General features: G+C 54.3%; 28 protein-coding genes. 19 read left to right on the top strand and 9 right to left on the bottom strand.

From position 1 onward, the window contains the following. Window positions 1-38 precede the first annotated feature (38 nt). Window positions 39-773 (top strand): Hint domain-containing protein, encoded by a 735-nt coding sequence (locus GGR95_RS10945; protein WP_184565726.1) that lies wholly within the window; start codon window positions 39-41, stop codon window positions 771-773. On the opposite strand, the gene GGR95_RS10940 is transcribed toward GGR95_RS10945, so the two are convergent. Next, the gene (locus tag GGR95_RS10940) at window positions 766-1,395 is read right to left on the bottom strand and encodes a nucleotidyltransferase family protein (protein WP_184565724.1); all 630 of its coding nucleotides are present in this window, start codon (window positions 1,393-1,395) and stop codon (window positions 766-768) included. The genes GGR95_RS10945 and GGR95_RS10940 overlap by 8 nt on opposite strands. A 126-nt stretch (window positions 1,396-1,521) precedes the next feature. Here GGR95_RS10940 and GGR95_RS10935 point away from each other — a divergent pair, with 126 nt between their 5' ends. After that, the gene (locus tag GGR95_RS10935) at window positions 1,522-2,817 is read left to right on the top strand and encodes a DUF2254 domain-containing protein (protein WP_184565722.1); all 1,296 of its coding nucleotides are present in this window, start codon (window positions 1,522-1,524) and stop codon (window positions 2,815-2,817) included. A gap of 28 nt (window positions 2,818-2,845) precedes the next feature. Here the strand turns inward: GGR95_RS10935 and GGR95_RS10930 are convergent, their stop codons facing one another. The 4 genes from GGR95_RS10930 to GGR95_RS10915 all read right to left on the bottom strand — a co-directional run bounded on the left by GGR95_RS10930 (window position 2,846) and on the right by GGR95_RS10915 (window position 7,001). After that, entirely contained in the window at window positions 2,846-4,153 is a 1,308-nt protein-coding gene (locus GGR95_RS10930; protein WP_184565720.1) for an HlyC/CorC family transporter, read from the bottom strand. A gap of 125 nt (window positions 4,154-4,278) precedes the next feature. After that, window positions 4,279-5,208 carry a site-specific tyrosine recombinase XerD gene (locus GGR95_RS10925; RefSeq protein WP_184565782.1) on the bottom strand — a complete coding sequence of 310 codons (930 nt, stop codon included), beginning with the start codon at window positions 5,206-5,208 and terminating at the stop codon, window positions 4,279-4,281. Window positions 5,209-5,237: 29 nt separating this feature from the next. After that, window positions 5,238-6,845, bottom strand: coding sequence for a hypothetical protein (locus GGR95_RS10920; RefSeq protein WP_184565717.1), 1,608 nt, complete (start codon window positions 6,843-6,845; stop codon window positions 5,238-5,240). A 3-nt stretch (window positions 6,846-6,848) separates the two neighbouring features. Continuing rightward, window positions 6,849-7,001 carry a hypothetical protein gene (locus GGR95_RS10915; RefSeq protein WP_184565716.1) on the bottom strand — a complete coding sequence of 51 codons (153 nt, stop codon included), beginning with the start codon at window positions 6,999-7,001 and terminating at the stop codon, window positions 6,849-6,851. Window positions 7,002-7,078: 77 nt separating this feature from the next. Here GGR95_RS10915 and GGR95_RS10910 point away from each other — a divergent pair, with 77 nt between their 5' ends. Genes GGR95_RS10910 through GGR95_RS10900 form a run of 3 tightly spaced genes read left to right on the top strand, consistent with a single transcriptional unit; the run spans window position 7,079 to window position 9,424 of the window. Next, a complete protein-coding gene (locus tag GGR95_RS10910; protein ID WP_184565714.1) occupies window positions 7,079-7,675 on the top strand; it encodes a shikimate kinase in 597 nt (198 codons plus the stop codon). Continuing rightward, window positions 7,668-8,780: a 3-dehydroquinate synthase gene (gene aroB, locus GGR95_RS10905; protein WP_184565712.1), complete on the top strand. Its 1,113-nt coding sequence runs from the start codon at window positions 7,668-7,670 to the stop codon at window positions 8,778-8,780. Before GGR95_RS10910 ends, aroB begins: the two co-directional genes overlap by 8 nt. A 38-nt stretch (window positions 8,781-8,818) precedes the next feature. Next, window positions 8,819-9,424 (top strand): class I SAM-dependent methyltransferase, encoded by a 606-nt coding sequence (locus GGR95_RS10900; protein ID WP_184565709.1) that lies wholly within the window; start codon window positions 8,819-8,821, stop codon window positions 9,422-9,424. 90 nt (window positions 9,425-9,514) lie between these two features. Here the strand turns inward: GGR95_RS10900 and rpsU are convergent, their stop codons facing one another. Next, a complete protein-coding gene (gene rpsU, locus GGR95_RS10895; protein WP_083101223.1) occupies window positions 9,515-9,715 on the bottom strand; it encodes a 30S ribosomal protein S21 in 201 nt (66 codons plus the stop codon). Between the two features lie 176 nt (window positions 9,716-9,891). Beyond that, window positions 9,892-10,428: a single-stranded DNA-binding protein gene (gene ssb / locus GGR95_RS10890; RefSeq protein ID WP_184565707.1), complete on the bottom strand. Its 537-nt coding sequence runs from the start codon at window positions 10,426-10,428 to the stop codon at window positions 9,892-9,894. A 209-nt stretch (window positions 10,429-10,637) separates the two neighbouring features. Between ssb and GGR95_RS10885 the strand changes: the two genes are divergently transcribed. Together GGR95_RS10885 and GGR95_RS10880 are read left to right on the top strand one after the other, a co-directional pair. Then, entirely contained in the window at window positions 10,638-11,240 is a 603-nt protein-coding gene (locus GGR95_RS10885; protein ID WP_184565706.1) for a lytic transglycosylase domain-containing protein, read from the top strand. 222 nt (window positions 11,241-11,462) lie between these two features. Further along, window positions 11,463-11,879, top strand: a complete 417-nt coding sequence (locus GGR95_RS10880) for a hypothetical protein (RefSeq protein ID WP_184565704.1) — start codon at window positions 11,463-11,465, stop codon at window positions 11,877-11,879. A 71-nt stretch (window positions 11,880-11,950) separates the two neighbouring features. On the opposite strand, the gene GGR95_RS10875 is transcribed toward GGR95_RS10880, so the two are convergent. Both GGR95_RS10875 and miaA read right to left on the bottom strand, forming a co-directional pair. Continuing rightward, a complete protein-coding gene (locus GGR95_RS10875; RefSeq protein ID WP_184565702.1) occupies window positions 11,951-12,778 on the bottom strand; it encodes a helix-turn-helix domain-containing protein in 828 nt (275 codons plus the stop codon). 121 nt (window positions 12,779-12,899) lie between these two features. After that, a complete protein-coding gene (miaA, locus tag GGR95_RS10870) occupies window positions 12,900-13,787 on the bottom strand; it encodes a tRNA (adenosine(37)-N6)-dimethylallyltransferase MiaA (protein ID WP_184565700.1) in 888 nt (295 codons plus the stop codon). 126 nt (window positions 13,788-13,913) lie between these two features. Here miaA and pyrH point away from each other — a divergent pair, with 126 nt between their 5' ends. The 12 genes from pyrH (at window position 13,914) to GGR95_RS10815 (ending at window position 24,989) form a co-directional block, all read left to right on the top strand. After that, window positions 13,914-14,639 carry a UMP kinase gene (gene pyrH, locus GGR95_RS10865; protein ID WP_184565698.1) on the top strand — a complete coding sequence of 242 codons (726 nt, stop codon included), beginning with the start codon at window positions 13,914-13,916 and terminating at the stop codon, window positions 14,637-14,639. A gap of 113 nt (window positions 14,640-14,752) precedes the next feature. After that, window positions 14,753-15,316, top strand: a complete 564-nt coding sequence (frr, locus tag GGR95_RS10860) for a ribosome recycling factor (protein ID WP_184565696.1) — start codon at window positions 14,753-14,755, stop codon at window positions 15,314-15,316. A gap of 86 nt (window positions 15,317-15,402) precedes the next feature. After that, window positions 15,403-16,155 (top strand): polyprenyl diphosphate synthase, encoded by a 753-nt coding sequence (uppS, locus tag GGR95_RS10855; RefSeq protein ID WP_184565694.1) that lies wholly within the window; start codon window positions 15,403-15,405, stop codon window positions 16,153-16,155. 18 nt (window positions 16,156-16,173) lie between these two features. Then, window positions 16,174-16,965 (top strand): phosphatidate cytidylyltransferase, encoded by a 792-nt coding sequence (locus GGR95_RS10850; protein WP_184565692.1) that lies wholly within the window; start codon window positions 16,174-16,176, stop codon window positions 16,963-16,965. A 3-nt stretch (window positions 16,966-16,968) separates the two neighbouring features. Then, window positions 16,969-18,141: a 1-deoxy-D-xylulose-5-phosphate reductoisomerase gene (gene dxr / locus GGR95_RS10845; RefSeq protein WP_184565690.1), complete on the top strand. Its 1,173-nt coding sequence runs from the start codon at window positions 16,969-16,971 to the stop codon at window positions 18,139-18,141. 28 nt (window positions 18,142-18,169) lie between these two features. Then, window positions 18,170-19,522 carry an RIP metalloprotease RseP gene (rseP, locus tag GGR95_RS10840; RefSeq protein ID WP_184565688.1) on the top strand — a complete coding sequence of 451 codons (1,353 nt, stop codon included), beginning with the start codon at window positions 18,170-18,172 and terminating at the stop codon, window positions 19,520-19,522. A 136-nt stretch (window positions 19,523-19,658) separates the two neighbouring features. Continuing rightward, entirely contained in the window at window positions 19,659-19,784 is a 126-nt protein-coding gene (locus GGR95_RS19030; RefSeq protein ID WP_281395945.1) for a hypothetical protein, read from the top strand. A gap of 211 nt (window positions 19,785-19,995) precedes the next feature. Next, window positions 19,996-22,302 carry an outer membrane protein assembly factor BamA gene (gene bamA, locus GGR95_RS10835; protein WP_246423353.1) on the top strand — a complete coding sequence of 769 codons (2,307 nt, stop codon included), beginning with the start codon at window positions 19,996-19,998 and terminating at the stop codon, window positions 22,300-22,302. A gap of 3 nt (window positions 22,303-22,305) precedes the next feature. Then, complete coding sequence (locus GGR95_RS10830; RefSeq protein ID WP_221384843.1) at window positions 22,306-22,887, top strand: OmpH/Skp family outer membrane protein; 582 nt, start codon at window positions 22,306-22,308, stop codon at window positions 22,885-22,887. A gap of 70 nt (window positions 22,888-22,957) precedes the next feature. Continuing rightward, a complete protein-coding gene (gene fabZ / locus GGR95_RS10825; protein WP_184565686.1) occupies window positions 22,958-23,428 on the top strand; it encodes a 3-hydroxyacyl-ACP dehydratase FabZ in 471 nt (156 codons plus the stop codon). Then, window positions 23,425-24,207 (top strand): acyl-ACP--UDP-N-acetylglucosamine O-acyltransferase, encoded by a 783-nt coding sequence (gene lpxA / locus GGR95_RS10820; RefSeq protein WP_184565776.1) that lies wholly within the window; start codon window positions 23,425-23,427, stop codon window positions 24,205-24,207. The genes fabZ and lpxA overlap by 4 nt, the downstream gene beginning before the upstream one ends. After that, a complete protein-coding gene (locus GGR95_RS10815) occupies window positions 24,204-24,989 on the top strand; it encodes an LpxI family protein (protein ID WP_184565684.1) in 786 nt (261 codons plus the stop codon). Before lpxA ends, GGR95_RS10815 begins: the two co-directional genes overlap by 4 nt. Window position 24,990: the final 1 nt, after the last annotated feature.

The raw sequence follows: 24,990 nt of genomic DNA, 5'->3' as shown, positions 1-24,990 counted from the left end.
CATCGCGAGTACTTATCCAAAGAAGGCGTCGGAGACATATGGACATTGAAACCACAGATATCCCCGCGCAGTCCCGTCTGCATATTGAACACAGCACCACAGCGCCACAAACAGGTGTGATCCGGTTTCTGGATGCCCAAGGCGGACAGGTGGCGCAAATCCCTTTCGCCGAACTGGACGAAGCAAGCCCGTGTTTCACCAGCGGCACAATGATCGCGACGGCACGTGGCGAGGTCACAATTGAGAAGCTGAAGGTCGGGGATAAGGTGATCACCCGTGACAATGGCTTGCAAGTGATCCGCTGGATCGGGAGCCGGAAGGTGAACGCGGCAATGACGCTGACCCATGCTCACCTTGCTCCTGTGAGTATCCGCAAAGGCGCGCTTGGCAATGACCTGCCGGAACGTGACATGATGGTTTCCCCTAATCACAAGATGCTGGTGACAAGCGATCAAGCGGTCCTGCATTTCGACGATAACGAAGTCTTGGTTGCGGCCAAACACCTGACAGGCCTTGCAGGCGTCCGTGTCGCGCAGAACGTCAGATGTACCTATCTGCATCTGATGTTTGACCAGCATGAACTGGTGCTGGCCAATGGCGCATGGTCAGAGAGCTTTCACCCGAATGTTCGGACCATTGCAGGCATGGGAAATGCCCAGCGTCTTGAATTGCTTGAGCTCTTTCCCAAACTCGCAACGCCTGAAGGTCTGATGGGGTTTAAAGTCGTGCGGCCGACCAACGCCTCGATACTGGATTTCCTGACCGTTAAATAGCCTTGCGCAAAGCACGCCATTGCACCCATGCCTCTGGCGTATCCAGATCAAGGCGGGCATGGGTGTCGGGCAGGGGCACGCCAAGCATGCGGGCGCTGTTTGCCTTGACCACAGGGCTGCCGCCTTCGTCGCCGCGCAGGGCAGATAGATCGGCAAATAGCTGGCGATGAAATACAATCGGATGGCCGCCTTTTTCCGTGTCCGTAGTCGCGCGCCAAATCAACATTTTTGATTTTAAATCAACGGCTTGAATGACAGATTTGATGTCGTTCTCTGTGATGTCTGGCATGTCGGCAAGCAGGACCATCACAGCATTCACATGCGGCGAAACAGCGGCCAAACCCGCCCGTAGACTTGCGTTTATGCCTTCGGCCGCATCAGCAACAGGAATGGGGGTCACACTTAGACCTTCAAGCGCAGCATAGCGATCATGCGGCGGCGGAGGTAGGGCCACCAAAACGGCACAACTGCTTGCCTGCGCCCGCAATGCCTGCCTGCGCAAAAGCGGTATGCCGTCTACCTGTTCAAGCAGTTTATCACGGCCTTTCATACGGCTAGAGGCCCCCGCGGCGAGGATCAAAATAGCGATTTGTGCGCCGGTATCTATGTGCTCACCGATCATCCGGGAAACTCCGTTATGGGGCCATTGACTGTGGGTAATGGGGCATTTGTGATGCAGCATACGTCGCTTTGTACATTCGGGCCAGTTTCCTATTTCCTGTGGAGATCACTGTGCTAGTTTTAGCGGATGGAAAAATTAGCAGAATTACTTGAAACGGGCCCCAAGACCTTGCTGCGCAAGGCACGGCATTACACACGCAAACTTTGGGTGCGGGTTGTGATGATGGGACTCATGGCGTTTGTCGCTGTCGCGGTTAGCCAGATGTTGGAATATGCGATCCCTAAAAACTTGGCGCAAAGCCTTGATGGGGCTGCGGCGGACCGTTTGCTGAATATCATTGCCAGTGCGATGCTTTCGGTAACGATTTTCTCTATCACGGTGATGGTGTCGGTTTTTCAATCCTCCTCCAGTCAATGGACGCCGCGCATTCACCGTCTGATCATCGAAGACAAGGTGACACAAAACACGATGGCGGTGTTCATCGGGGCTTATGTCTATGCTTTGCTGGGGATCATCTTGCGCGAGACGGGCGTTTACGCCGATGAACATGCCTTTGTACTGTTCTGGATGACAGCGGTAGTGATGGCGGTGATTGTTGTCTATCTGATCCGCTGGGTCCTGCATCTGCAGGGGTTTGGCCAGTTGATTGATATCACCCGTCAGGTCGAACAGACCACCCGTGACCAATTCAAAGAACGTTTGGCGCAACCCTGTCTAGGTGCGCGGCCTTTTACAGGTGATTTACCTGAAAACACCCGCAGTTTGTACGCATGGGAGAGCGGCTATATCCAGCACATCTATCCCGAAGCGTTAAATGCTTTGGCCAAAGAGCATGAGGTCGAGCTGTATTTGACCGAAAACATCGGCAGCTTTATCTTCCTCAACGCGCCTGTTTTGGAAGTGGTGCAAAAGGGGGATGATCTTGATTGGGCGGCTTTATGTGAGGCGATCCCCGAAGCACTGGTTCTAGGCGATATTCGGACCTACGATCAAGACCCGCGTTTCGGGTTGATTGTGATGGGCGAGGTCGGATCAAAGGCGCTGTCACCGGGCATTAACGATGCGGGTACGGCCATTGATGTCATCACGCGGATCGGGCGGATATTGTCATCCTACAGGGATGAAACCGAAAATACGCCGGATAATGTACTGGAATATCTGTATGTGCGCCCGTTGGACCCTGTTGATCTGTTGCGTGACGGGTTTGGGGCTTTGTCACGTGACGGCGCAGGGACGTTGGAGGTGCAACAGCGTTTGCAACAAACCCTGAGCGGCTTGATGCGCCATCCTGATCCAGAGCTGTGCAAAGCGGCTCGCGCCATGGCCGAACAGGAACTCGCACGCGCATTGGACGCGCAAACATTTGCGCCAGACCACGCCGCGTTGATTGCGGCAGCTGATCCTGAAATCCGGCCCCGTTAAGAAGGGACCGGATGCGCTGCGCCACCCGTCAGAGCGGGCGGATTTTTAGTTTGGTGATGCGGTTGCCTTCACGGGCAAGTACTTCGAACCGAAAACCGTGGAACAGGAACACTTGGCCACGGGTCGGAATCATCTGGGCCTCATGTATGACCAGACCAGCCACTGTGTTGGCCTCATCGTCAGGCAGGTTCCATTCACTGGCGCGGTTCAGGTCACGGATGGTCATGGCCCCATCCACAAGGAACTGGCCCTCGGCATCGGTGCCAATGGCATGTTCGGCCTGCGGATCAAATTCATCCGTGATCTCGCCCACGATTTCTTCAAGGATGTCCTCTAGTGTGATCAAGCCTTGCAGAGTGCCATATTCATCAACAACCAGCGCAAAATGTGTGCGGCGGTGCAAGAACTGGCGCATTTGTTCGTCGAGTGTCGAGGTCTCGGGCACAAAATACGGTTCCATCGCAACCTTTGACACGTCAAAACCTTTGAGCGCAGAAGCATCCCCATCGGCGCCGCCAATCAGTTTGTACATGGCGCGCAACAGGTCTTTGGCGTGGATCACACCGATGATGTTTTCATGATCATCGCGGTACACAGGAAGACGGGTATGGGCCGAGCGTAGGCATTGCTCAAGGATATCCGCAGGGGCGTCGGCCCCATTGACCATCTCGATGCCCGAACGGTGAAGCATGATTTCCTCGACTGTGCGTTCGCGCAAGTCCAGTGCCCCCAGAATACGGTCACGGTCTTCTTTCTCAACAACACCTTCGGAGTGTCCCAGTTGCAGCGCACCGGCGATTTCTTCACGGACAGCTAGAATATTACTGTCTGGGTCAACGGCAACGCCCATCAGGCGTAACAGGGTACGCACCAAAAGGCGCACGATGCTGACCATGGGGGCAAATACCCAAACAACCACGCTGATCGGCCCAGAGACAGAAGCGGCGGCGCGTTCGGCATTGGTGATAGCATAGGTTTTGGGCAGCACTTCGGCAAAGATCAGCACCAGCAGTGTCATCACCAACGTGGCAAGCGCCACACCGCTTTCGCCAAACAGCCGCGTGAACAGGGCGGTGGCAAGCGAGGTCGCTAGGATGTTGACCAGATTGTTCCCCAACAACACCGACCCGATCAGTCGCTCATTATCTTCTGTGATTTTAAGAGCGCGCTCGGCTCCGACAGATCCCTTGTCCGCTTGCGTGCGCAATTTGCCGCGTGACGCAGCCGTAAGTGCCGTTTCAGATCCGGAAAAGAAACCCGACAAGATCAATAGGAACAAGATAATTGCGATTGAAATCCAGAACGCTGAATCGGCGGTTGCCTGTGGCATGTCCATGTGGGGAACCTTTCTGCGGTAGCTTGGCTTTGTTATGGGGTGGCCTGCCGCTGCATTCAAGGCGGTCTAGCCCTGAAATATAGGGATTCTGGCGGGCAGGGTACAGATATTACGAGGTGTCGGGACTATGCGCCGTTTGACGGTTTCCGCTTGGCTGTTTCTGACAGTGGGTGATGGTCAAGCACCAGTTCCGACAAACGCGCCTCTAGGACGTGGGTATAGATTTCGGTTGTCGCGATATCGGCATGGCCCAGCATCGTCTGAATGGCCCGCAGATCGGCACCGCCTGCTAACAGATGTGTGGCAAAGGCGTGGCGTAGGGTGTGCGGGGTTACTTTGCTCGGATCGACACCCGCGGCGACAGATATTTCCTTGATCAGCAGATAAAAACGGTGACGGGTCAAATGCCCTTCTTTGCTGCGGGAGGGAAACAGGAATTTCGAAGCGGGTAGTTTCTTGGCCGCGCGGGCCGCTTCGGATGCATCACGCAGGGTGATCCATAGGGCAAGCGCACTACGCGCATCAGGAGAAAGCGGCACCATACGTTCTTTGCCGCCTTTACCCATAATCAACAGCAGGCGCGGATCGCCACGGGTTGCACTGACGGGCAGGCCGACAAGTTCGCTCACCCGCATGCCCGTTGCATAGAGCAACTCCATTAAACAGGTGTTGCGCTGTCGATCGGTTTCAGTGCGGCCAGCGCTGCGCGATGCGGATAACAGGCGGTCAACTTCTTCAATAGACAGGATTTTGGGCAGGCCTTTGGTATGACCGGGGCCACTGATCTGGATGGCAGGATTGTCTGTGCGCAGCCCTTCTTCAAATGCAAAACGATAGAGTTGTTTCACCGCAGAAAGGCGCCGAGCACGGGTGGACTTGGCCAAACCCTGCGCATCGCAAAAAATCAGATAAGCCTCTACATCTGCACGTTGGACTTCGTCAAAGGTCCGGCTTTGCCGCGCAAGCCATTCGTCAAAATCCTTGAGGTCACGCCCATAGGCCAGCAGCGTATTTGTTGCGGCTCCCAGTTCGGCGGCCTGCGCCTCAAGAAACATTGATATCCAGGACGAAGGGGCGCGTGTGCTCACTGGTTGCGATCCAGAATAAGGATTTGCAATGCGGCACGGCGTGCGGTGTCTTCCAGACCCAGAGCCCGCAATGTACCCAGCGCGTCACGCAGACTCAGCGAGTCGCCATTGGCACCTTCGTGCATGGCCTCGAGTGTCGCAAGTAATGCCTCGCCAAGGCGGTTTGATTGCGCCATCTCCATCCACTCGGCCCGTGGGCGCGGTGATGTGAAGGCATCATAGATGGCGCGAGGCAGGGCCGCAGACGGAGGCTGCCCAAAGGTCTCCGGATCAATCGCATCCTGAGCAACGCCGAGGATTAAGGCGGTATTATTGCCCAGTGACACCGTTTTTGCCAAGTTTGCCGCCACGATCTCATATTCTGGTGACAACAAACCCAATTGCGCCTGAATATTTGCAGGGTTGCCGGTAAGTTGGATTTGGCTCAGGCGGTCATGGAACAGCGCAGCCATACTTACTTCAAGCATATTGCCTTGCAGCTCCCGCCAAGCGTTGGGCAGGGTTTTGGCCACCGCCTCCGCGCTGCCCGAAGAGAGTGCCGTGTCGAGGCGTTGAACAGCTTTGACACGGTCCCAGATACTGCCTGAGGCTGCGGGTTTGCGGTTGGTGTAAAGCCCAAGCAGGCGGTTGCCAGGCAAAGCGCCCGCACGGGTCAACCGCTCTGCCGCTTCCAGTTGAGATTTCCATCCCACAAGGTCACGCAGGTCGGCTACGGCATAGGTGCGCGGTAACGGCCCTGTTGGTAACGCCTCGCCTATGGCTTCAAACAGTCTGAATGTGAGCGGGTCAATTTGGCGCGGGGTGGGTAAAGGAGGGGCGTTTTCAAACAGATCGGGGTTCAGGAAGCGGTCCAGAACGTCTAGCTTTTGGCGCGGTAGCAAAGAAAGTGCTTTTGCCGATCCGAAGGTCAGTGCGGCATTATCCCAATCGCCTGCACGTGCAGAGCAAAAAACTTGTAGCCCTGTGTCTTGGGTCAAGCGCGGCATGCGCAAGAGCGCGGCGCAAGCATCATCTTCGGTCCCGACAAGCAAGCTAAGCTCTGCCCATAAATCGAATAAAGCGGGGGAGGTCGATGCACCTGCTTGTTCCACCAGCGCCAAAGCGGGCTCAACCGCGCCCAATTCCATCAACTTGGCAACGCGGGCTCGGGTGAGCATATCCAGCATCTGGATGCCCCCTGAAGGTGCCGCAGATTCAGCCAGCAACAATGTATACAAAAGCGCATTTGCTGCGGGCAAGTCAAACTGGGGGAGGCTATCAATCTGGGGGGCAACCTTGGCGATATCACTGCCCAGCCATAGATCTGGTTGGATGCCGGTGATGGCAACGGGGACCAACCCGACATTGCGGGGCGCACCTGCCTTTAGCGGGCGGGTGATGATCTGCGGTGCTGTTCCGCTGCTGGTGACCGGGGGTTCGTCCAAAGGCGCGGGCTTTGTGGCAATAGGTCTGGGCGCGCGGGGCAGTTGGGCTGCGGGGGCAGGGTTGTCTAACCAGTCAATCACCGACAGCGGCGCCGTGGTCGGGCTCTGCGCTGTGACGGCAAGGGGGAACAAGGCAAACAGAGCCGCCTTGCCGAAAACATGCCATCCGCTAGCCCGCATGCTCTATTGTCCTTCCAGAGTAACAGGCATGCGGATTTCTGAGGGTTCAGGTGCAAAATCTATACCCAGCTCAGGGCCGACATAAGCAAAACCAACAAGTCCGATGAAACCGAAAATCGCGAGGATAAACAGAAGTTTGAATAATTTGCCTAACATAGTGTGGTGCCCGATCTGCCAATATTTTTCTAAACTATATATGGCCTTTCCAGCAAGATCACGTCATTCAGGTACAAATGCGAGAAAATGATACATCCACGGCTGACATCCGCCGACCCGCCCGCAGCTTTCGTCTGAAAAAGACGGTGGCTTTTGTAGGTATGATGGGATCTGGCAAAACGGCAGTAGGCCGGGCCGTGTCGCTTAGACTAAATGTGCCATTTTTGGACAGTGACGCTGAAATCGAAGCAGCCGCGAATCTCTCGGTGCCTGAAATTTTTCAGCGCGACGGCGAGGTGTTCTTTCGAAAGCGCGAGACCGAAGTGATTCGTCGGTTGCTGGAACAGCACAGCGGTATCCTCTCGACCGGAGGCGGCGCATATCTGGCGCAGGTCAACCGTGAAAGCATCTCGGAAAAAGGGGTGGCCCTTTGGCTGGATGCGCCTTTGGACCTGTTGTGGAACCGTGTCCGCCACAAAGATACGCGCCCCTTGCTTCGCACTGCAAATCCGCGTGCTACTTTGGCAGAAATTTATGCGGTGCGGACGCCAATTTATCAAAAAGCCGAGCTGCGTGTCCCTTGTGGGCATAATGTTTCGATTGATGCCATGGCTGAGCGGGTGATTGAGACGCTGCTGACGCGGCCAGATGTGATGGAACAGATTGATGAGTGAACGCGTTCATGTGGCCCTGCCGGGACGTGCCTATGATGTTGAGATAGGACCTGGATTATTGGCGCAAGCAGGGCAGTTTGTTGCCCCTTTGTTAAAGCGTCCACGTGTTGTGGTGATCAGCGATGAGAATGTGGCTGCCCTCCACCTAGAGACTTTGCGCGCTGGCTTGGCCGCTGACGGTATCACAATGGAATCACTGCTGTTGCCCCCGGGCGAGGCCACAAAATGCTGGGCCGAATTGACCCGCTGTGTTGAGTGGTTGCTCGATCAAAAGGTCGAGCGCGGCGATGTTGTTGTGGCCTTTGGCGGCGGTGTGATCGGCGATCTGGTGGGTTTTGCCGCATCTGTTTTGCGGCGCGGCGTGCGTTTTGTGCAAATCCCTACTTCGTTGCTGGCGCAAGTCGACAGTTCGGTTGGGGGGAAAACGGGAATTAACACCCGCCACGGTAAAAACCTTGTCGGCGCGTTTCACCAACCCTCGTTGGTTCTGGCCGATACGGCGGTTTTAGGCACGCTAACACCCCGCGATTTTCTGGCGGGCTACGGCGAGGTTGTGAAATACGGCCTGCTGGGGGATGCAGCGTTCTTTGATTGGCTGGAGGCCCAAGGTCCAGCATTGGCCGAAGGCGATGGCCCCGCACGGGTAGAAGCGGTGCGCCGTTCTGTTCAGATGAAGGCCGATATCGTTGTGCGTGATGAAACAGAGCAGGGTGAGCGTGCCTTGCTGAACCTTGGCCATACTTTCGGTCACGCGTTGGAAGCCGCGACAGGCTATTCCAGCCGTCTTTTGCACGGCGAAGGTGTGGCAATTGGCTGTGCGCTGGCGTTTGAACTGTCGGCGCGTATGGGGCTTTGCGCCCAAGAAGCCCCCAGCCGTGTGCGTGCCCATTTGCGTGACATGGGTATGAAAGTTGATCTGTCGGATATTGAGGGCGATTTGCCCGATGCAGCGACGCTGTTGGCACTGATGGGGCAAGATAAAAAAGTGGTCGAGGGGCAATTACGCTTTATCCTCGCGCGTGACATTGGCGATTCCTTCGTTACAGGGGATGTGATGCAAGCAGATGTCTTGGCGGTATTGTCGGATGCGCTGGCACGGTGCTAAGTCTATTTGGCCTCTGAATAGCAATAAAAGAACAGACTATGGCGCGTGGTGACACAGAACTCAGGGTTGATTTTGTCGAGGGCGCTGTAAGGCACCGGCGGCGCTTTGGCGGCGGGCGCGGGCAGGATTTGGCCAAAGCTATGGGGCTGAGGGCGGGGAAAACCCCTGTCATTGTGGACGCCACTGCTGGCTTGGGCCGCGATTCCTTTTTACTGGCTTCCTTGGGCGCGCAGGTCACTCTGATTGAGCGATCAGCAAAAATGCATGCGCTATTACGCGATGGGATGGACCGAGCAGCGGCGTCTGAGGATGAAGAACTGCGCGAGATCATCGGGCGGATGACCTTACTGCAAGGAGATGCGAAAGACCTGTTGCCACAGTTGACCTGTGAGGCGATCCTGATTGACCCGATGCATCCGCCGCGCAACAAATCTGCCTTGGTCAAACTGGAGCTGCGTCAGGTACGCGACATTGTAGGCACCGATGATGACGCTGCTGATCTGTTGAATGTAGCGCTGGAGAGCGCGCAAAAACGTGTCGTCTTGAAGTGGCCCGCCAAAGCAGACCCCATCAGCGGTGTACGCCCGTGTAGTCATCAGATCATGGGGAAATCAACACGTTACGACGTGTTTATGATGGCGTAGATCAACTCACTACTGCGTCCAAAAGTAAAACCCCCCGCCGCCAAAAGGCAACGAGGGGTTCAAGCTCATAGAAGCAAAAGGGAGATTAAATCAACCTTCGCGTTCAAGCTTCTTACGAGCCAATTTACGGGCACGACGAATAGCTTCAGCTTTATTACGCGCTTTTTTCTCGGACGGTTTCTCGAAATGTTGCTTAAGCTTCATTTCACGAAATACGCCTTCACGCTGTAGCTTTTTCTTCAGGGCACGAAGCGCCTGATCGACGTTGTTATCACGAACACTAACCTGCATGTGGTTTTCACCACCTTTCTAGTTTGAAGTTGCAAGGATTTGCAGGAACCGCTCCAATAACAAGGAAAGTGAAACCTGTCGAGTCTCTAGTTCCGTAATCGCGGGTATTCAGGGATAAACGCAAAAAGGGGCCACCAAACGGCAACCTCTTTTTGTATTCTGGTATCTATGCTGCTTTAGAACGGGATTTCATCATCCAGATCGCGTGAGCCGCCACTACCTTGGTTGCCGCCGCCTTGGTTGCTACCACCAGAGGATTGGCCGCCGTAGCCGCCACCCTGATCGTAACCGCCGCCGCCTTGGTCATACCCACCACCGCCTTGGTCGTAGCCACCACCACCGCCGCCATTGCCACCGCCGTCACGGCCATCCAGCATTGTAAGCGTGCCGCCGAAACCTTGCAAAACAACTTCGGTTGAATAGCGGTCCGCACCGGCTTGGTCCTGCCACTTGCGTGTTTGGAGCTGGCCTTCGATATAGACCTTGGAGCCTTTTTTCAGGTATTGCTCGGCGATACGTACCAGACCATCGTTAAAGATGGCGACAGAATGCCATTCCGTTTTTTCACGGCGCTCGCCTGTGTTTTTGTCTTTCCAGTTCTCGGATGTGGCGATGCGCAGGTTGCACACCTTGCCACCATTCTGAAAGCTGCGCACTTCAGGGTCGCGCCCCAGATTGCCGATGAGAATTACTTTGTTAACCGAGCCGGCCATGCTGCTCTCCCTCTGTGTCTTTTCGTGTTCGCTGCGTTTGGTATCAGCCGAATCTTGCTATACCGTTTCAGGCGTCTTTATAACGGGAACGCGGGGCAGGGACACAGGATTATGTGCTTGACCTGATCCGGACGCATCCCCCTCTGGTCACTGTCATGTGGTTTGGTATAGTGCCGCGGAAATCCCCGATCTTGTGGGCAGGAGAATGTATGCGCATAGCAGTAGCCGCAATCGTTGCAGGTACTATGTTTTTTGGGGGTCCAGCTTCCGCTGATATCTTCTCATCCAAAAGCCGCAACAAGCTGTTTTCCACCCAGAAGCGGATATTGGATACACGTGCATCCAAGCAATATCACAGCTCTGCGCGATTGCAGCCACCCAAGGTTGTTACACCGACCAAGTGGGACGACGGGAGTGGTGATACGGTTAAGAAGTACAGGGGGCGCTATAAGGGGCCCTATCTGGCCATGGCGCGGGCGGCGGCGGATAAGCACGGGATTCCACAAGATCTTTTTCTGCGTCTGGTGCATCAAGAAAGCCGTTGGAACGACAAGGCTGTGTCCCATGCAGGGGCGATCGGATTGGCGCAGTTGATGCCCGGCACTGCGGCATTGTTGAAAGTTGATCCCAGCGTACCCTCCCAAAATCTAGAGGGGGGGGCGCGGTATCTGCGCCAGCAGTATGAAGAGTTCGGCACATGGCGCCTTGCTCTAGCGGCCTATAATGCAGGCCCGGGTGCAGTGAAAAAATACGGCGGCATTCCTCCTTTTAAAGAAACAAAGAACTACGTGCGGATTATCGCAGGTAGCTGATTCTATGGCAGTGCCATGGTTTTTGGCTCAGGTGACCAAACGTCAGCGAGAACCGCAATTGTGACCGTCATATTTGTGTTTCCTATGAAAATTGGGATGTCGTGACAGTTGGGTGACTTATTTTTGCTCAAATGGGGCAAAGGTCGGCCAATTTCCGCCTAAGTTTGGCCAAAGAAAAAAGGCGTAACTGGACCAAGCCATTTTTGGGACCGGAGGAACGTCATGAGCCAAGATATCTTCAATAAGAGGATCAACCGTATCGGGGATCACAGCTGTGGTGGCCGCACGAAAATGGCAACGGGCGAGGGAACTGCGACTTCGATGTTCAGTTCTCCTGCAATCGGTCAACCCCATTTGAGGGCGTCCCATAACACCAAACCCATATTTCTGGGCCTTGTTTTGGGGCTGATCATCGGCACCATTGCGGCAGGTTTGGAAAACACTGCAATGCCATGGGGACCGCAGTTTGCGTATAATGATCTGATCATATTCCCAACGCTTCTGGCCTTAGTCGCGGGACCGGTCATGGCGATTGCAACCAGTTTCATGCGTAAGCGTTTTCCGTCGGCGTTCTTCTTCTCGGCTGCCTATTTCCCCAGTGTCATCGGCGCAGCATTGATTGACCTGCCGTTGTTCTAAAATGTGGCGGGGGGATGCCGGTAAAATTACGGTGCGGTTAGCAGGTTGGTGAAACAGCACCTGATGCGCTGTCATTTACGGTAAGGCGTTGCCTTTGGCGCTGCATTTTTTGCAACTGCGGCTTTGCGTAGTTGGCTTGGCGATTGCCCCGTGTGCTGCTGGATAAATCGCGTGAAATAAGCGGCACTGCCAAACCCCAAATGTTGTGCGATGTTGCGGGCAGGGTAGCTGGTGCTTTCCAAAAGCGAGCGTGCAGCATGAACTACCCGTTCTGTAACAAGATCCGCAGCTGTTTTCCCGGTGGCGGCTTTGACGGTGCGGGTCAGATGGGTTGGTGTTACGCCTAATTCCTTGGCATAAAAGGCCATCGACGCCCCCGATGCATAATTCTTCGGAATCATCTGTGTAAACCGCTGGGACAAGCGTTCGCCCGCTGTGCGCCGATTGGGAACATGTTCATCCAATGCGCATTGGCGACGCAGCCAGACGGAAATCAAAGCTACATGCGCTTCCAGAGCATCATGGGCCAATGGCCGTGCTTGGCTTTGTTCACGGTTGGCGGCTTCTATGAGGCCGGACAGTTCGGTTTGTACCAATGCGTCACGAATCCGTAAATGGCGTGGCACATCCGGCAGGCGCAGCGGCGTGCCCGCAGGGATAATGACAGCCTGTCCCAAGGTTTGTGCATTCGGCTCTAGCGAGAATAAACTATCCGCCGGAATGAACACCGCGTTATGGGGTCCCAGACCACGACGGCTTCCCTCCAGCATCATGCGCCCCTGTCCACGGGTGAACCAGAGCAGCATGTGATAGGGGGCATCATGTGCTAGTCCCAGCCGCCATGGCTCGGCTGTGCCAAGTTGGGCCAGCGTTTTGACTTTAAGGCTGGCTTCGCTCATCTTTAACGGGTCCTTTGTCGGATTACGTCTACATCTCACCCCGATAAAGGGATTTTTCGCTGTGTGAAGTCTGAAAAATGCAATCTATTGACGTGAGGTAGATCGTGTAGATGCTGCATTTTTACAGGGGAGGCAAGGCAATCTTGTGCCATTGCCCCATTTTGCTGCGTATCCATGTGCGTTGACGTTTTGCATATTGGCGCGTGGCGATCACCGCCGATTTGCGTGCGTCATCCAATGTGATGTCTCCACGAATGTGAGCGATCAGCTCTGGTACACCAATCGCTTTATGTGCGGGAAGGATGGGATCATAGTTGGGCTCGATTGCGCGGACTTCGTCCAATGCACCGCCTTCCAGCATCAAGTCAAAGCGCCTTTCAATGCGGGCGGCCAGCCAGTCCCGATCGACATCCAGCGCAATGGCGCTGCATTGCGACAGGGGGAGTAAAGGGGCGGGGGTTTCTGCCTGCCACTGTGCCAAACCACGGCCCGTCGCTTGATAGACTTCCCATGCGCGCTGCACTCTGGCGCGGTTGGACAGATCAATGGAGCCCGCTGTCTGCGAATCCAATCCTGAGATTAGTGTTTCAATTGCCAATGTGTTTGCGTGCAAACGAACCTCGGATGGTGTCGCTGGTATGTCAGCCAAACCTTCGGTGAGGGCCTGAAAGTACAATCCCGTTCCACCGACAATGATGGGCCGTACGCCCTCGGAGATGACCTGAGCAACCTCACGGAGCCAATGTCCGGTAGAATAAGGCGCGTTCTGAGGCAGATGGCCATACAGCCTGTGAGGTGCTTGGGATTCTTCCGCGAGCGAGGGGCGCGCAGAGATGACGCGCCAGCACTCATACACCTGACTGGCATCCGCATTCACGATCACGCCGCCGCTATGGGCCGCGATTTCCAGCGCCAATGCGGATTTTCCAGATGCGGTTGGCCCCGCAATCAGAACGGGTTGCTGTGCAGGAATCGTGGCGATCAGGGCGGCGTTTGCGCTTTGCGACATTTCTTTGCTCCTGCTTGCCATGCTGCATTGAATCTTTCGTCTATTTGCGACATTTTGCAGCGGGGCGAAAGCCCACAGCCCAAATTTGCCAACAGGCCTCAGTATCCTTTGAAAGGTTTCCTCACCATGTCCGATACATCCGCTTCCTCTTTTAAACGGGTAATGCTGAAAATTTCAGGTGAGGCGCTGATGGGCGATCAGGGATTTGGCCTGCACCCGCCAACAGTTGAACGGATCGCCAAAGAAGTCAGATCGGTTCACGATATGGGGGTCGAGATTTGTATGGTGATCGGTGGCGGTAATATTTTCCGAGGTCTGCAGGGTTCGGCGCAGGGGATGGAGCGGACGACCGCCGATTACATGGGCATGTTGGCCACGGTAATGAACGCGCTGGCGATGCAAAGTGCCTTGGAGGCCGAAGGCATCCACACGCGTGTGATCTCGGCGATCACCATGAACGAAGTCGCAGAGCCATATATCCGCCGCCGCGCTGTGCGCCACCTTGAGAAAAAGCGCGTTTGTATTTTTGCTGCTGGCACCGGTAACCCGTATTTCACCACCGACACCGCCGCGACCCTGCGCGCCAATGAGATGTCTTGCGAGGCGATCTTTAAGGGCACCAAGGTTGATGGAGTCTATGACAAAGACCCGATGAAACACGACGATGCGAAACGCTATGACACGGTCAGTTATGATGATGTTCTGGCAAAACGTCTGGGTGTGATGGATGCTTCTGCGATTGCGCTTGCGCGTGATAACAACCTGCCGATCATTGTGTTCTCACTGGATGAGCCGGGTGGTTTCAAAGGTATCCTAGCGGGTGAAGGCACCTATACACGCGTTCAGGGGTAAGCTGCCTAGCAGTTTTTCCGTGAGTGTCGACCGAGTTTAAAGGCTTCTTTCCTTGTGGGGGCGGATGCTTTAAACTCTTTATCAAACAGAAAATGAAGACGAGGCGTTATTTCATGTCAGAAGATTTTATGCTCGACACCGATGATCTTGATCGGCGCATGAAGGGTGCAATTGCATCCATGCGCACAGAATTTGCATCCCTGCGCACAGGCCGTGGGTCGGCCTCTATGCTGGAACCTGTGATGGTAGATGCCTATGGCCAGATGACACCGATCAATCAGGTTGGCACAGTCAACGTGCCAGAGCCGCGTATGGTAACGGTGAACGTTTGGGATAAAGCTTTGGTTGGTAAGGTCGAAAAGGCCATTCGTGAAAGCGGTTTGGGCATCAACCCACAGCTGAACGGCACAATCATTATGCTGCCGATTCCCGAGTTAAACGAAGAGCGCCGCGCACAGTTGAGCAAAGTTGCGGGCGGTTATGCCGAGAATGCCCGTGTGAGTATCCGTAACGTTCGCCGTGATGGTATGGATCAGATCAAAAAAGCCAAAGCCGATGGCATGTCCGAAGACGATCAAAAGATCTGGGAAGACGAAGTTCAGGAACTGACCAATAAGTTCATCAAAGCTATTGATGAAGGGCTTGAGACGAAACAAGCTGAAATCATGCAGGTTTAACCTGATTGTGCCCTAAAAAGGGCGCAGGAGCATTGTAAAAGAGTATTGTGAAACAAAAGTAGGTCCGACCACGTGTGTAAAACATCATGATACTCCGAGCAAAATCCAAAGCAGAACCGTTGCCCGAACCGACTCCGGGTGGGCCGAAACACGTTGCGATCATCATGGATGGCAACGGGCGTTGGGCAACCCAACGCGGTCGACCCAGATTGTTCGGGCATCATGCTGGCGCAAAACGTGTACGTGAAGTGGTCGAAGCCTGCCCAGAAGTCGGGGTTGAATACCTGACCATTTTTGCCTTCTCGACAGAGAACTGGAAGCGTACGCAGGTAGAAGTCGCGGGACTGATGAGTCTGTTTCGCCGCTATATCAGCAAAGAAACCCGCAGCCTGAGCGAGTTTGGCGTGCGTGTGCGCTTTATCGGAGACCGTGTGCGTCTGGATGACAAGCTGATCAAGCTGATGAATGATCTAGAAGAGGCGACCTCGCATAACACGCGTGTGCATCTGACGATTGCCCTTAACTATGGCGGGCGCGATGAGGTCGCGCGCGCGACCAAGCGATTGGCGCAAGACGTGGCGCAGGGGCATCTTGACCCCGATGAGATAGATGAAGAAACGCTTCCAAAGTATTTGGATACTTACGTTTTGCCAGATCCAGACTTAGTGATCCGCACCAGCGGAGAAGCGCGAATTTCGAATTTCTTGCTGTGGCAATCGGCCTATGCAGAGTATGAGTTCATCGACACGCTCTGGCCTGACTTCAGCCGTGAAGAATTTGCAGGGCTATGTGCGTCTTACGGTGGGCGTGACAGGCGTTTTGGCGCGGTTAAGACCTGATACAATCAAAGGAATACTATGAGCGCGAATGAGAAATGGTCTGATCTGACAGCCCGTCTGGGATCAGCAGCGGCAATGGTGTTGATCGGTGCTTGGGGCATCTGGATGGGCGGCCACGTCTTTCACATTTTGGTTGCGATCATTTGCGGCCTGATGGTCTGGGAACTTGTCGGCATGTTACGGCCGGGCACGGCCCAAGCACAGACGCTTTTGGGTACTGCAACAGGCCTTGCCATGTTTGCGTCCATCTATTTGCCTGTGGGCTTTGCATTGCCTTTGTTACTGGCGCCTGCACTGGCAGGTTTCGGGTATTTGGAACGCAACCGCACGATTTATATGTGTTTTACGGTTTTGATCCTGATGTCAGGATTTGGCATGACACAAGTACGCAATGAAATGGGCGTCAGTTGGATGCTATGGTTGGTTATCGTTGTGATCGCGACCGATGTTGTGGGCTATTTTGCAGGGCGGATGATCGGTGGGCCCAAGTTCTGGCCAGCCGTTAGCCCGAAAAAAACATGGTCTGGTACGGCTTCAGGCTGGGTCGGTGCTGCGATTGTCGGCTACTTTTTTGCGCTTTATAGCGACGTGAGCATGCAGTTGATCGGTGTTTCTGTTGCCGTTTCAATGGCATCCCAGATGGGCGACATCGCAGAAAGCGCGATGAAGCGCAAAACAGGTGTTAAAGACAGCTCAAACCTGATCCCTGGCCATGGCGGTTTGATGGACCGATTTGACGGCATGCTGGGCGCGACTGTGTTTTTGCTGATTGTGGGTCAGTTCATCGGGTTTCCCCCCGGGCTGGGTTGATCCATGCGTAAGGTCAGCATTTTCGGGGCAACAGGCTCGATCGGGCAAAACACGATTGATCTGATCAAACGTGCGCCTGATGAATATGAGGTTGTCGCCCTGACAGGGGCCAGCAATATCAATCAGTTGGCGGAAGATGCTAAAGCGTTGAAAGCACAAATTGCTGTGACGGCGGATGAATCCCGTCTGGATGCGTTGCGCGATGCCTTGCAGGGCAGCGGGATTGCTGCCGCCGCAGGAAGCACTGCCATAACTGAAGCCGCCACACGTCCCGCCGATTGGATCATGTCGGCTATTGTTGGCGCTGCTGGACTAGCGCCCGGCATGGCGGCATTGGCGCAGGGCAACACGCTGGCGCTGGCAAACAAGGAATCCTTGGTCTGTGCGGGTAAATTATTGCTGGAAACGGGCAGGGCGCATGGCGCGCAAATTCTACCCGTCGATAGTGAACATTCGGCGGTATTTCAGGCGCTGGTGGGCGAAGATATAGCAGCGGTTGAGCGCATCATCATCACCGCTTCTGGTGGTGCATTTCGGGACTGGCCGCTGGCGGACCTGTCCGATGCCACATTGGACCAAGCCTCCAGTCATCCGAATTGGGATATGGGGCAGCGGATCACAATTGATTCCGCATCGATGTTCAATAAAGCTATGGAAATCATTGAAACACGTGAATTCTTTGGCGTTGATCCTGCCCAGATCGAGGTGTTGATCCACCCGCAAAGTATGATTCACGCGTTGGTCGGATTTAAGGACGGGGCGCTGATGGCCCACGTCGGGCCGCCTGATATGCGCCACGCCATTGGCTATGCCTTGCATTATCCCACCCGTCGTCATTTGCCTGTCGAGCGGTTGGACCTTGCGGCCATCGGCAATTTTGAATTCCGCGCACCTGATGACGCCCGTTGGCCCGCGCTGCGCATTGCGCGCGAAGTCATGGCGCGGGGGGGGCTGAGTGGTGCTGTTTTCAACGCCGCGAAAGAGACGGCGCTGGATGGTTTTATTGCAGGGCATCTGAAGTTTACACAAATGTCGGACGTTGTGTCGCAGGTTTTAGAGCAAATGGACGCACAAGGCGGCCATATTGATGACACCATGACCCTTGATAACGTGCTTGAAACAGACCATTTGGCACGAAAGGCTGCGGTTGGTGTGATCAAAGACCGCACGCGTTAAATAATAGAATAAAGAGCAGGGTAGAGCATTGGATATCTCAACACTAATTCCGCAATTCGGCGGTTTTGTCTGGACCATGGCAGCGTTCATCATCGCATTGTCGGTGATTGTCGCGATTCATGAATACGGTCATTACATTGTAGGCCGCTGGTGTGGAATCAAGGCGGATGTCTTCTCGCTTGGGTTTGGTCCGGTGATCTATTCGCGCTTTGATAAACGCGGGACCAAGTGGCAGATCGCAGCGCTTCCTTTTGGCGGTTACGTGAAATTTGCAGGCGACGCGAATGCGGCATCTGGCAAAGACGAAGAGGCCATGGAAGATGTTGCAGCTGATCCCGTACGTCTGCGTGAAACCATGCATGGCGCCCCGCTTTGGGCACGTGCGCTGACCGTTGTTGCGGGACCAGTTTTCAACTTTGCTTTGTCTATCATTGTGTTTACGGGCATTGCGCTCAGCCTTGGTTCAGTCAGTGATCCCTTGACCGTGGAGGCAATTAAACCGCTGCCAGAGCAAATCGAAGGCTTGGAGCAGGGCGATGTCATACAAGGCATCGCGGGCCGTGAAATGCCGTCGGTCTCGCAACCTGTAGAATACCGTGCGTTCTGGGACAGCCTCCCGTTGGAACCGGTTCTGAACTATACTGTGCAGCGTAACGGTACGACATTAACTGTGCCCGGACCTTATCCGCTTCCCGCGCTTGTCGGGCGTGTTGGTCCACAGACCGCTGCACTTGAGGCGGGGCTTGCCAGCGGGGATGTCATCACGGGCATTGACGGGCAAAAGGCATTCGCTTTCATACAACTCAAAAATGCAGTTGAAAGCTCCGATGGCCGTCCGCTTTTGCTGGATGTCTGGCGTGATGGCGAGATGTTGCAATTTACGCTGACGCCAAAATCAATTGATGAACCGCAGGCTGATGGCGGCTTTTCCAAGGCTTTGCGCATTGGCATCTCCAGCGATAGCGCCATTACGGGAGCTACTGAAACCGCAGGGTTCGGTGAGGCCATCCAAAGCGGTTTGGCAGGAACATGGCGTATTATTAACGGGTCCTTCTCGGGGATTTGGCATATGGTGACAGGGGCGATCAGCTCGTGCAACATGTCCGGCCCTGTTGGAATTGCCCAAGTTTCTGGAACAATGGCCAGTCAGGGCGCGCTGAGCTTTATTAACTTCATCGCAGTGCTCAGCACGGCTGTTGGTCTGATGAACCTCTTCCCGATCCCCGCACTTGATGGTGGCCACTTGGTCTTTTACGCTTATGAAGCCGTGGCGCGAAAGCCACCAAGCGATAAAGTGCTACAGGTGTTGATGAGCATCGGCATCGCAATGGTGCTTGGGTTGATGTTATTTGCATTGTTTAATGACATCTTCTGTCCCTAAACCCGCATCACAGTCATATGAAGCAACAAAAGCAGGGCAATCGCCTTGCTTTTGACATATTTGGGGCACGTTGTTGTCCTATTTTCACGCCATACGCTCACAAGCAATGAAACGTAACCTGGTGAGGACCTAATCAATGGCGATGATTGCAAAAAGTTACCGTGGATTGGGTGTGTTGCTGGAGCTCAATTGGGATCGGGTTCTGTATTTCTGCACGATTGCTTTTGCGCTTTGCTTGGGTGCATATTTGGGTTCGCTTTAGTTTTCGGGCACCAAAACCTATAGATTTCGAGGTCTGCGTAACACGCAGGCCTTTTTCGTATGAAAAAACGCCCCTTAGTTTTGACAACCGTGCGCCCTACAGGTAGTCAGTATCTAACGGTGTACATAAAAATTGGGTAACAACCATGAACCTGGGGTCAAAGACACGCACATCCGGTGCGTTCGAGCATAAGAAATTTTTCAAGACTGGCATGACTAGTCTGGCATTTTCTCTTTTAGTAACAACTGCATGGATGATACCAGCGGCGCAGGTATCCGCGCAGCAGTATCAGTTCAATACAGTGAATATTGAGGGAAACCAGCGCATCGGTGACAGTGCGATCCTGTCACAGGCTGGAATCGCCAGAGGCCAAGCCGTCAGTGCTGGTCAGTTGAACGATGCCTATCAGCGTCTGAATAATTCGGGCTTGTTTGAAAGCGTCGCAATCTCTCCTCAAGGAGGGACGCTCAAAATTACAGTGGTCGAACTTCCGACGATCAACCGTATTTCTTTTGAGGGTAACAAGCGGATCAAAGACGATGCGTTGGGAGCCGTTATCGGCTCGATGTCGCGCCGTGTTTTCAATCCCGCGACAGCCGAAAAAGATGCAAACGCCATTGCCGAGGCCTATTCCAATGATGGGCGTATCGCAGCGCGGGTCCAGCCTAAAGTGATCAAACGCAACCAGAACCGTGTGGATCTGGTGTTTGAAATTTTTGAAGGCGATAACGTCGAAATTGAACGTCTGAGCTTTGTCGGGAACCGAAAGTATTCGGACCGCCGTCTGCGCCGCGTTTTGGGAACCAAGCAAGCGGGCATTTTCCGCAGCCTTGTGCGCCGCGACACGTTTGTTGAAGACCGGATCGAATTCGATAAGCAAGTTTTGCGGGATTTCTACTTTTCGCGCGGTTATGTCGACATGCGCGTAAACTCGGTGAATGCCCAGTTGACCGAAGAACGTGACGGCTATTTTGTTGGTTTCAACGTGCAAGAAGGCCAGCAGTTTAAATTCGGGCAGGTTTCTGTGACCTCAGAAATGCCTAATGTTGACGGGGATGCTTACGCGGCTTTGATTAAGGTTAAGCCGGGCGTCGTTTACTCTCCTTCACTTGTTGAGGCAGACATCGCACGGCTTGAGCGTCAGGCCCTTCGGGATGGCGTAGACTTCATGCGCGTCGAACCACGGGTAACCCGTAACGACCGTGACCTTTCGCTGGATGTCGAGTTTGTGCTTTCACGCGGACAACGGATTTTTGTCGAACGCATCGACATCGAGGGCAATACAACGACACTTGATCGCGTTGTACGTCGCCAGTTTGACAGCGTTGAGGGTGACCCGTTTAACCCCCGTGAAATCCGTCAAGCTGCGGAGCGCATCCGCGCCTTGGGGTACTTTGAGAACGCCGAAGTTAACGCACGTGAGGGATCGACGCCCGAAGAAGTTGTGATTGACGTCGATGTTGTAGAAAAGCCGACCGGCTCTTTGAACTTCGGTGCCTCTTTCTCCAGTTCGGATGGCCCCGGTGTGGCGATCAGCTTTGCAGAGCAAAACTTTCTGGGCCGTGGCCAGACGGTCAATATGAACGTGTCTACCGCCTCCGAAGCGCGTCGCTATGGATTCCGCTTTTTTGAGCCGTCCTTTCTTGGGCGGGATGTCGGATTCGGGTTGGAACTGGACTATACCGAGGCAAATTCCTCTTATTCGACCTATGACAGTGAGTCGCTGAAATTCCAGCCAAGCTTGTCATTCCCAGTGAGTGAAAATGGTCGTTTGCAGTTGCGCTATACTGCCGAGAGAAACGAAGTCATTGCGCAAGATGCAAATGATGACGGTACGGCCTTTGAGGGTGCTGCTATTACCGCTGATATCGATGCTGGCGCACTCTTCAGTTCCTCGGTGGGGTATGAATACAGCTATGATACGCGCCGCACAGGGCTTGACCCAAATGCAGGTGTTTTATTCCGCTTTAGTCAGGACTTTGTTGGCGTTGGTGGCGATCAGAAATACATCCGTTCGGTTGCTAAAGTCATTGGTGAGAAAAAATTCTTCAACGAGGAACTCACGTTACGTGCAACCCTTGAAGGGGGCGCAATCGCTTGGCAAAGTGGCGCCAATCGTGCCATCGACCGCTTTATCCTGACACCGTCACAGTTGCGCGGTTTTGAGCCAGGTGGCATTGGTCCTCGTGATACCGGCGCTACCGAAAATGACACGCTGGGTGGTAACATGTATCTTGTTGGTCGACTTGAGGCGGAATTCCCGCTGGGCCTGCCAGAAGAGTACGGCATCAAAGGCGGCCTGTTCTATGATGTTGGTAACCTTTGGGATCTATCTGACGTGAACCTCAATGGTGCGACGGTCGACGGCGAAAGCGGATCGTTCCGCCACGTTGTCGGTGTCAGTCTATATTGGGATACCCCGATGGGGCCTTTGCAGTTCAACCTGTCTGATGCGATCAAAAAAGAAACCTATGACCGCGAACAGAAGTTTGAAGTGACACTTAAGACGCAATTTTAACCCATGCGTAAGGTGATCAAACTGGTTTTTGTCGTTGCGGGGCTGCTTGGTGCAGCCCCGATTGCCGCGCAAGAATTGGGGACCACTGCATCTACCGTTGTTACTATTGACCGCGAGAAATTATTTCTGAACAGTGATTTCGGTAAACGTGTCGCACGTGAAGTTGAGGCGGCGGGGAATGAGCTGGCTGCCGAAAACCGCAGGATTGAAGCCGATCTAGCGGATGCGGAGCAAGAGCTGACTGACTTGCGCGCAACAATGTCGGTCACTGATTTCCGCCCTTTAGCGGATGCGTTTGATACACGTGTACAAACCACACGTCAGGCACAGGCCGCTAAAACCCGTGCGCTTAATGCATTACTGGGACAAGAACGCGACGTATTTCTAAACGCAGCGGCGCCTGTGATCGAAACCCTAATGAAAGAGATCGGCGTTTCTGTTGTCTTGGATCGACGTACAGTATTTTCCAGCGCTGCCAGCAGTGATATCACCGAGGACGCCATTCAGCGGCTGAATGATGATTTGGGCGAAGGTACAAATATCAAGCTGCCACCAGCCCTTCAGGCATCCCCACCACAAGACTGACATGGCCTGCATCTTGCTCCCGATTGAAGCAATTGATAGCTGTTGTGCCAAAGATCCCGAAAGGACCACCATGACACAAGACCTCAAGCGCGCTGACATTCAAATCATCCAGCGTATCCTGCCGCACCGCTATCCATTTTTGTTGGTGGACAAAGTCGAAGAAATCGATGGCACGCAGTCTTCTGTAGGCTATAAAAATGTCACGATGAACGAGCCGCATTTTCAGGGGCACTTTCCGGGCACGCCCATCATGCCAGGTGTTACGATCGTCGAAGCGATGGCTCAGACTGCGGGTGTTATGATCGGTGTTGCACTAGATCAACTGGACCGCAACATGCTCATCTACTTCATGTCGATTGATAACTGTAAATTCCGCCGCAAAGTTGTCCCCGGTGATGTCTTGCGCATGGATGTGAAAACTTTGCGCGGCAAACCGGGTGGTAAAATCTGGAAATTTTCAGGTGTGGCGACGGTTGATGGCGAAATGGCTGCCGAAGCCGAGTTTATGGCGATGCTTGATCTGCCAAAGGTGGATGCATAATGGCAATCCATCCCAGCGCGGTCATTGAGGACGGCGCACAGATTGATCCAAGCGCCAGCGTTGGCCCGTTTTGCGTGGTCGGTGCCCAAGTTGTGCTGGGGGCAGATGTCGTTTTGAAGTCGCATGTGGTGATTTCGGGTCAGACGATTGTCGGCGAAGGCACCGTGATCTTTTCCTTTGCCGTGATCGGCGAAATTCCGCAGGATTTGAAGTTCAAAGGCGAGGCGAGCCGCCTTGAAATTGGTAAACGCAACCGTATCCGTGAGCACGTGACCATGAATTGCGGCACCGAAGGTGGGGGCGGCGTGACCCGCGTCGGTGATGACAATCTGTTTATGGCAGGCTGCCATATCGCGCATGATGCGATCATTGGAAATAACGTGGTTGTGGTGAATAATGCTGCTGTTGCAGGACATTGCGTGATCGAAGATGATGTGATCCTTGGTGGATTGTCCGGTATTCATCAATGGGTCCGTGTGGGCCGTGGGGCAATCATCGGCGCTGTGACAATGGTGACCAATGATGTGATCCCCTACGGGCTTGTTCAAGCACCACGTGGGCATCTGGATGGGCTTAACCTCGTGGGTTTGAAACGCCGTGGTGTGTCACGGGGTGACATTACTGCGCTGCGGGCTGCCTTTCAAATGTTGGCTCAGGGCGAGGGCACCTTCCATGAACGCGCCGAGCGGTTGGGCGCTGAAACTTCGAGTGAGTATGTCTCCGAGATCGTTGATTTTGTATTGGCCGATACAGGCCGCCATTTTTTGACGCCAAAATGACTTTGGCGCTGATAGTAGGGTGTGGCGATCTGCCAGCACTGGTTGCGGGGGCGGTGGATACGCCGCCTTTGATCTGTGGGTATGAGGGGCTGTCAGTTGAGGGGATCATACCTGATCTGACCTTCCGTTTGGAAACGCTTGGTTCGCTTCTGCTTGAACTTGGCAATCGCGGCATCACACAGGTGTGCTTTGTTGGCGCGTTAGAGCGTCCTGCGTTGGACCCCTCCAAACTAGACGCCGAAACTGCCCCCTTGGTGCCCCTGTTTATGGAAGCATTACAGTCGGGTGACGATGGCGCGTTGCGTGTGATCGTTGAACTGTTTGAAAAAACGGGTTTTGAAGTCTTGGCCGCCCATGAAATCGCGCCAAATTTGTTGGCGCAGGGCGGTGTCTATGGTTCCGAATGGCCAGATGCGCAGATGCGCAAGGATGCTGAAGTCGCTGCAAATCACATCCTTGAGATGTCACCAAAAGACATCGGTCAGGCCTGTGTTGTGGCAGCGGGTCGTGTGGTCGCCATGGAGGACGTGCGCGGTACGGATGCGATGCTAGGTGATCTGCGTAAGGTCAAAGACGGTATTTTATTCAAAGGCCCTAAGGCCAAGCAAACCCGCAAGGTTGATCTGCCGACCGTTGGTCCCGAAACCATGGTGGCTGCACATGCAGCGGGTTTGCGCGGCGTCGTGGTAGATGCAGGCGATGTTCTGGTGCTGCACCCTGAAAAATGCGCGGAACGTGCTGATGCGCTTGGGCTTGTCTTCTGGGCGCGGACGGGCGCGTGAC

Source organism: Sulfitobacter undariae (genome assembly GCF_014196805.1).
Taxonomy (GTDB): domain Bacteria; phylum Pseudomonadota; class Alphaproteobacteria; order Rhodobacterales; family Rhodobacteraceae; genus Sulfitobacter; species Sulfitobacter undariae.
The sequence above is the reverse complement of the archived record's forward strand: the minus strand, read 5'-3'. Positions and strand labels throughout refer to the sequence as shown.